At 59.9% G+C, this 6,507-nt stretch carries 5 protein-coding genes; 2 read left to right on the forward strand and 3 right to left on the reverse strand.

Features of this window, described 5'->3' with window-relative positions:
- Together sfnG and msuE are read right to left on the reverse strand one after the other, a co-directional pair.
- Positions 1-1,104 carry a dimethylsulfone monooxygenase SfnG gene (gene sfnG / locus PQQ51_RS32405; protein ID WP_408501278.1) on the reverse strand — a complete coding sequence of 368 codons (1,104 nt, stop codon included), beginning with the start codon at positions 1,102-1,104 and terminating at the stop codon, positions 1-3.
- A 27-nt stretch (positions 1,105-1,131) separates the two neighbouring features.
- Positions 1,132-1,713 carry an FMN reductase gene (gene msuE / locus PQQ51_RS32410; protein ID WP_408501282.1) on the reverse strand — a complete coding sequence of 194 codons (582 nt, stop codon included), beginning with the start codon at positions 1,711-1,713 and terminating at the stop codon, positions 1,132-1,134.
- Positions 1,714-2,251: 538 nt separating this feature from the next.
- On the opposite strand from msuE, the gene PQQ51_RS32415 reads away from it, so the two are divergent.
- The gene (locus tag PQQ51_RS32415; RefSeq protein WP_408501279.1) at positions 2,252-3,457 is read left to right on the forward strand and encodes an acyl-CoA dehydrogenase family protein; all 1,206 of its coding nucleotides are present in this window, start codon (positions 2,252-2,254) and stop codon (positions 3,455-3,457) included.
- Positions 3,454-4,569, forward strand: coding sequence for a sigma-54 interaction domain-containing protein (locus PQQ51_RS32420; protein WP_408501283.1), 1,116 nt, complete (start codon positions 3,454-3,456; stop codon positions 4,567-4,569). The genes PQQ51_RS32415 and PQQ51_RS32420 overlap by 4 nt, the downstream gene beginning before the upstream one ends.
- A 94-nt stretch (positions 4,570-4,663) precedes the next feature.
- Here the strand turns inward: PQQ51_RS32420 and PQQ51_RS32425 are convergent, their stop codons facing one another.
- On the reverse strand, positions 4,664-5,908 hold the full coding sequence (locus PQQ51_RS32425; RefSeq protein WP_408501280.1) for an acyl-CoA dehydrogenase family protein: 1,245 nt from the start codon (positions 5,906-5,908) through the stop codon (positions 4,664-4,666).
- Positions 5,909-6,507: the final 599 nt, after the last annotated feature.

A 6,507-nucleotide genomic window follows, 5' to 3' on the forward strand; every position in this document is an offset into this window, starting at 1 on the left:
TCAGGCCGCCTTGGCCTGCTGTTTGCGTTCGAGCTCGCGCACCAACGGCAACACCCGTTTGCCGAAGTATTCGACTTCTTCGATGAAATGGAGAAAGCCGGTCAGCACGAGATCCACCCCCACCGATTTCAATTCGACGATGCGCTCGGCGATCTGCTGCGGCGTACCGATGAGATTGGTGCGGAAGCCGTCGTTGTATTGCACGAGGTCTTCGAAACTCGACTTGGCCCAATTGCCTTCGCCTTCAGGCGAAGCCTTGCCGGCCTGCTTGACGGCGTCGCCGAAGGCATGCACGGCTTCGACATGCGCATGCTTGATGATGTCGGCGAGCACGGCCCTAGCCTCTTCTTCGGTATCGCGTGCGATCACGAAGGCGTTCACACCAATGCGCACCTTGTGATTGTTCTTCGCTGCCTTGGCCTGGATGTCGTCGATCTGCGTTTTAAGGTTCTCCGGCGTATTGCCGTTGGTGAAGTACCAGTCGGACACGCTGGCCGCGTTGTCGCGCGCGGCGCGTGAACTCCCCCCCTGGAAGATCTCCGGATGGGGCTTCTGGACCGGCTTAGGACTCAGCGTGTAATCGTTGAAGCGATAGAAGTCACCCCTGAAGGTGAAGTTGTCCTGCGTCCAGATGCCTTTGAGCGCCTGAATGAATTCTTTCGAGCGGCGATAGCGCTCGTCGTGTTCGAGCCACGGCTCGCCGATCGCGGTGAACTCGCCCTTGAACCAGCCGCTCACGACGTTGATCGCAATGCGCCCGTTCGAAATATGGTCGATCGTCGCCAGTTGTTTGGCCACCACGGCGGGATGCCACGGACCCGGCAGAATCGCAGCCAGGACTTTGAGCCGGGTCGTCGCATGCAACAGGGCCTGACTGAACGACACTGATTCGTGCTGATATTCGGCGCCGTAGCCGGCGGTGAAGCGAATCTGGCTCAGTGCATAGTCGAACCCAGCCTGCTCCGCGGTCTGCGCGAGCTTCTGGTTGTACTCGAGACTCCAGTCGGTGCGCTGTTCGATCGTGCTGACGACCAATCCGCCGCTGACGTTGGGCACCCAGTAGGCGAACTTGACGGCGTTGTCGTGAGATGGATTCTGGCTCATGGTGTTCCTGATAGTGGAGTGAAAGGTCTATGCAGCCGCTGCGGAAGCTTGCGGAAGCGAAACGGGAAGTCGGCCCGCATGCAGCCAAGGCAACGCGCGTGATACCGCGAGAGCAATGCGCTCCTCCAGTACTGGGTTAGAAATGGCGTAGCCGCTGAAATCCGCCTCGGACGCATATACGCCGATCGGCAGCGTGCGCGCCTGAAAGAAGCTGAACAGCGGACGCAGTTGATGATCGATGACGAGCGCGTGACGATCGCTGCCGCCGGTCGCGGCGAGCAGAACGGGCACATCGAACAGCGCCTCGTGATGCACGAGATCGAATAAATGCTTGAAGAGCCCCGTGTACGACGCCCGATAAACCGGGCTCGCCACTACTAGCAGATCGGCCGATTCAATAGCCGCTATGTGGGCTTCCACGTCGGCCGGAACCTGCGTGCGATGAACCGCGCCCGCGAGACGCGAGGCGATCTGCCCCAGCTCGACGAGATGCGTATCAACCGGTATCGCGTCACCGAGCTCGGCGAGCACGCGTTCCACCACGACGAGAGTTCGTGACGGCCTCTGCAATCCTCCCGAGACGGCGACGACTTTCAATCTGTTGCTCATTCGGACAATCCTTTCAATTGGCTGCGAATTAATCTGGAGTGCAATCTGTTTAGCGAGGACCATGCCATCCTGCTTTTTTGGGAAAACCTCAGACTGACGCTGAAGGTGCCAATCGACGCGATCGAGCGCCGAGTCAAATGGCATAACCGTTTGCGCCGAATTCGCCGACGTATATCGCGGTGGCATGGAACCATTGCAGGCTGACGTATGAAGCTGGCGAAGCAGGGTGGACGCGGCGCTGCTGCTCCAGCAGCAGCGCCGCGTATTGGAGAGGCGCGCACAGGCTTTCAGTATTCCGAGACGTCTGCGCTGGGAAGCGTCGGGTGATTGGGTGCTGGCGCAGAGGCAGCGCCGATAACGATGCTGCTGCGTAATCAGCAATTCGGCTTTGCATACCACAACAAAATGCATCGAACCTTGTGCCGGATCGTCAGAATATGTCGCTGACGAAGCAACTCGGATCGACGTCGTTCAACGTCCGTCGGCCGATAAATAATGATTCACGCCAGCACGGAGCGCAGTGAGTGTCTTTATTCCTATGAGTTCGACCTACGTACTGCCGGACACGGAGGCATCCCGCGTCGCCGATACGCCGCTGCAGATCGCGCAGCGCCTGGCCGTGGAGTTTGCGACGACCGCCGCGGAACGCGATGCACAGGGCGGAACGCCCAAGGCCGAACGGGACGCATTGCGCGCCAGCGGTCTTCTGGCGATGAGCATTCCTGAGGCGCATGGCGGCCTCGGCGCCAACTGGCGGCACACCCTTGACGTGGTGCGCACGCTGGGCCGGGCTGACAGCTCACTCGGGCATGTATTCGGTTTTCACCATCTGATGCTGGCTACAGTACGCCTGTTCGGTTCGCCGCCGCAGTGGCAGGCCTGGTTTGAACAGACGGCACGCCGCCAATGGTTCTGGGGCAATGCGTTGAACCCGCTCGACGAACGGGCGGTAAGCCACTCGTACGGCGACTGGTGGGAGTTCAGCGGACAGAAAAGCTTTTGTTCCGGCGCGCTCGACTCCGAAATGCTGATTGCGTCCGCGCGAGACGTGGACAGCGGGACCTTGCTGGTCGCCGCCATACCGACCGGGCGAACAGGTATCTCGGTGGGGGAGGATTGGAACAACATCGGCCAGCGTCAGACGGATAGCGGCACCGTGACGCTGGAAAAAGTGCGGGTGGAAACACATGAAATTCTGACCGAGCCCGGGCCGCTGTCGACGCCTTTCGCGTGCCTTCGTCCTTTGCTCGCACAACTGATTCTGACGAATATCTATCTGGGTATCGCAGAAAGCGCATTTAACGATGCGCGGCACTATACGCTGCATGAAGCGAGGCCATGGCATACGTCGGGAGTGCAAACTACGTCTGCGGATCCTTATATTCTTGGGCAGTACGGCGAGTTCTGGGCGGGGCTCGAGGCGGCGCGGCTATTGACCGACCGCGCGGCAGACCGGTTCGACGCCGCTTGGGCCCGCGAAGACGCGCTGACCGAAACCGAGCGTGGCGAAGTGGCATTGGCAGTGGCCACCGCCAAAGTCGCCGCCACCGAAATCGGCTTCAGTATCTGTACCCGCATGTTCGACGTGGCGGGAGCGCGCGCGACGCACGGCGCTCTGCGGCTGGATCGCCATTGGCGAAATCTGCGCACCCATACTCTCCATGATCCACTCGCCTACAAGCTTCGCGAAATTGGCGAATGGACGCTGACGCAACGATATCCGACGCCGAGTTTCTATTCATGAACTATTCACTCAATCCCATGTTATCGGACCTGTCGGCCCTCGCGCGATCGGAAGCGCCGCCCTTGCTGACCTTGCCCGACAAGCGCACGCTCACCACCTCCATTCGTGCCACCGCGCAGATCTTTTCGGACTCTAAATCAGTCGCATTGCTGGAGCGTATTCGCATGGTGGCGCCGAGTGAAGCCAATGTGCTGGTGATCGGCGAAACAGGAACCGGCAAGGAACTGATCGCTCGCCACGTGCATAACCTCAGCGTCCGTAAGGACGGCCCATTCGTGGCTGTCAATTGCGGAGCGTTTTCCGAGTCGCTGGTAGAAAGCGAGTTGTTCGGTCACGAAAAGGGCGCATTCACCGGCGCGTTCTGCGCGAAACCCGGCTGGTTCGAAGCGGCTAACGGTGGAACACTGTTTCTCGATGAGATCGGCGATTTGCCGCTGTCGATGCAGGTCAAGCTGCTGCGTGTGCTGCAGGAACGGGAAATCGTGCGGCTCGGCTCGCGCAGGAGTGTTCCAATCGACGTGCGTGTGCTGGCCGCCACCAATGTGCATCTGCAGGACGCCGTCGCCGCGGGCCATTTCCGCGAGGACCTGTTCTACCGTCTGAATGTTGTGCATCTTGCCGTGCCGACGCTACGCGAGCGGCCAGGAGACATCCTGCCGCTCGCCCGGTACTTTATCGATGAGTACCGGAATCGGTTGGGCTACGGCCCGGTCGGTATCGATGCGCGCGCGGAACGAAAGTTACTGGCACATAGTTGGCCCGGTAACATCCGTGAACTCGAGAATGTCATCCACTACGCGTTGCTGGTGTGCCGCGACGATTCACTGGGTGAGGGCGATCTGCAGATGTCGTCGTTCGGGATGCATGCGTCGCGGCGAACGGGCGACAAGCCAGCGTCGACAGCGCCGATCGAAGGGCTGGAGGAAGCGCTGCGTCAGCTGTTCGATCATGCCGAAGGCAACCTGTTCGAACAGATCGAAGATACTGTGATGCGCGTGGCATTCGACTTCTGCTATCGAAATCAGATTCAGGCTGCGAGGTTACTGGGTATCAGCCGTAATGTGTTGCGGGCACGCTTGATCCGGGCGAAACAGATTTCGGCGCAAAAGTAGTCAGCCGGCGTGTTGTGAAAGGCGTGTCCACGATAAGTCGAAGCCGACTGGCCTCGTGGCCAGTCCGCGTCACGCTGAGTGGCGAGGCGGCGGACTAAGCGGCCGTTCGGCTGTTTCCGATCTGCCAGACAAAAGGCGGCTCTTTACCGTTGATTTCCCAGTCGCCCACGATCCGTTCCTTGTAGATCAGTGGATTGTGCGATGCCGCGGTGCGCGCGTTGCGCCAGTGACGGTCCAATAGTTTGTTTTGACTGACACCCGACGCGCCGAGCGCGTTGAACAGGTCGGTCGTCGCTTGCAGAATCAGTCCCGCGACAGCCACTTGTGCCTTCGCCGATTCAATTTCGGCTGCTACGTTGGCGTTCTGTTCGGTGTCCGGGGCCGTACCGAAGCGCGCTTCGTATGCCTGCTGCGCGGGTTCCGCCGCGCGCAGCGCTGTGGCCTCCGCAGCGTATACACGTGCCGCGATTTGTCCCACTACCTGCTGCACCTGGGCGTCATCGCTGACACGTGGGGCGTTGCCGTGGCTATACACTCGGGTGCGTTGGCGTACTTCCTGCGAAATATCGCGCAATGCCGCGCGCCCCGTGCCCGCGATCACGGCGATCAGTACGAGTTGATAGAACGCCGTCTGATATTTGAAGCGCGTGGAGAAGTCGATGATGTTCTCTTCATCCACCACAGCGTTTTCGAATACCGAGGTACCACTGCCCGTAGTGCGCTGACCAAAGCCGTCCCAGTCGTCGCTTTGCCTGACACCCAACTGATGCGTGCTCACTGCGGCGATAACGTCTGCGCCGTTGTCATCGCGCTGAGCATACACGTCGATCCAGTCGGCAAAGATGCTCCCCGTGCTGTAGTACTTGGTGCCGTTGAGGACCCATTGATTGTTGTAGCGCGACACACGCGTGATCACATCACCGATCTTCACTGCGCCCACTTCCGTCCAGGCGTTGCCGACTATTTCGCCGGCGACGAAGCGTTTGAACCATTTTTCCCTGGTGTCACCGGGTGCCGCGTTAAGCCTGTCCTCGACGAAGGCGAAGTGGCCGCGCAACGCTTGCGGCAAGCTCGAGTCGGCCTCCGCCAGTTCGATCAGGAGTTGCACGAGTTGCGGCAAGGACGCGCCAGCGCCACCGTACTCGACTGGTACTCTCACCGCGCCGAACCCGGCTTCCTTTAGCCATACGATCTGCTCGTAGGGCAGTGCGCGTGTGCGCTCGCGTTCAAGGGCGCCTTGTTCGATCCGCTCAAAGATCGGCCTGAATCTCGATGCCAGTCGTTGATAGTCGGTGCCGCGTGAAAGCGGGGATGCTTCGTGGTGGTTTCTTGCTGTCATGCGGCTGCTCTAAGGTCGAGTTTTGGAATGAGGCAGAGCAATTTGGCTCTCGCCGCCACAGTTGACAGCACAAGGCATGCCATAGTGCCGCCCGTCTACTTATCCCAATGAATCACTCTGGCAGGGAGATGCCGCTGCTGGCGTCGAAGCAGTGTGCTGATGAACTGCTTGGCTGGGAGCAGTTGACAGCGCCGTGTCCCCCTGTCCATCCGGTGGAGATGAAAGTCTTTTTTGGACGGACTGGAGTGTCCCACATCGGTTTAGAAGGCTATAGCCAATATGTCGGGCGGTTCGGCGAAACGCAGCAATGGCCGACGACTTAACGGACGACAAAAAGAGAAAAGGCCGCTGTACGTCCGAAGCTGCCATTTGGAACGGAGGGTGTCGGATGACCGAATGGGGTTGTGCGCGGTGACCACCCTCAGGCAGAGTTCGGCCATGAAGGGACGGTCGCGATACCGCTTTGAACGGCTGAAGTTCGGTCGATATAGCCGTTCGCGATCAATGCATAGCGGGCCTCCGCGGTCTTCAGCTTCCACACGTCGCGAACGGTCACTGCGGCCCTCAGCGGACCTTGGCTACGAGAAAGAAGCTGACAC

Source organism: Paraburkholderia xenovorans (assembly GCF_046030735.1).
In the GTDB taxonomy this organism is placed as follows: Bacteria; Pseudomonadota; Gammaproteobacteria; order Burkholderiales; family Burkholderiaceae; genus Paraburkholderia; species Paraburkholderia xenovorans_A.

Excerpts from the sequence above, each read along its gene's own strand:
- PQQ51_RS32425 (WP_408501280.1), bottom strand. The coding sequence starts at position 5,908 with ATGACAGCAAGAAACCACCACGAAGCATCCCCGCTTTCACGCGGCACC.
- msuE (WP_408501282.1), bottom strand. The coding sequence starts at position 1,713 with ATGAGCAACAGATTGAAAGTCGTCGCCGTCTCGGGAGGATTGCAGAGG.
- PQQ51_RS32415 (WP_408501279.1), top strand. The coding sequence starts at position 2,252 with ATGAGTTCGACCTACGTACTGCCGGACACGGAGGCATCCCGCGTCGCC.
- PQQ51_RS32420 (WP_408501283.1), top strand. The coding sequence starts at position 3,454 with ATGAACTATTCACTCAATCCCATGTTATCGGACCTGTCGGCCCTCGCG.
- sfnG (WP_408501278.1), bottom strand. The coding sequence starts at position 1,104 with ATGAGCCAGAATCCATCTCACGACAACGCCGTCAAGTTCGCCTACTGG.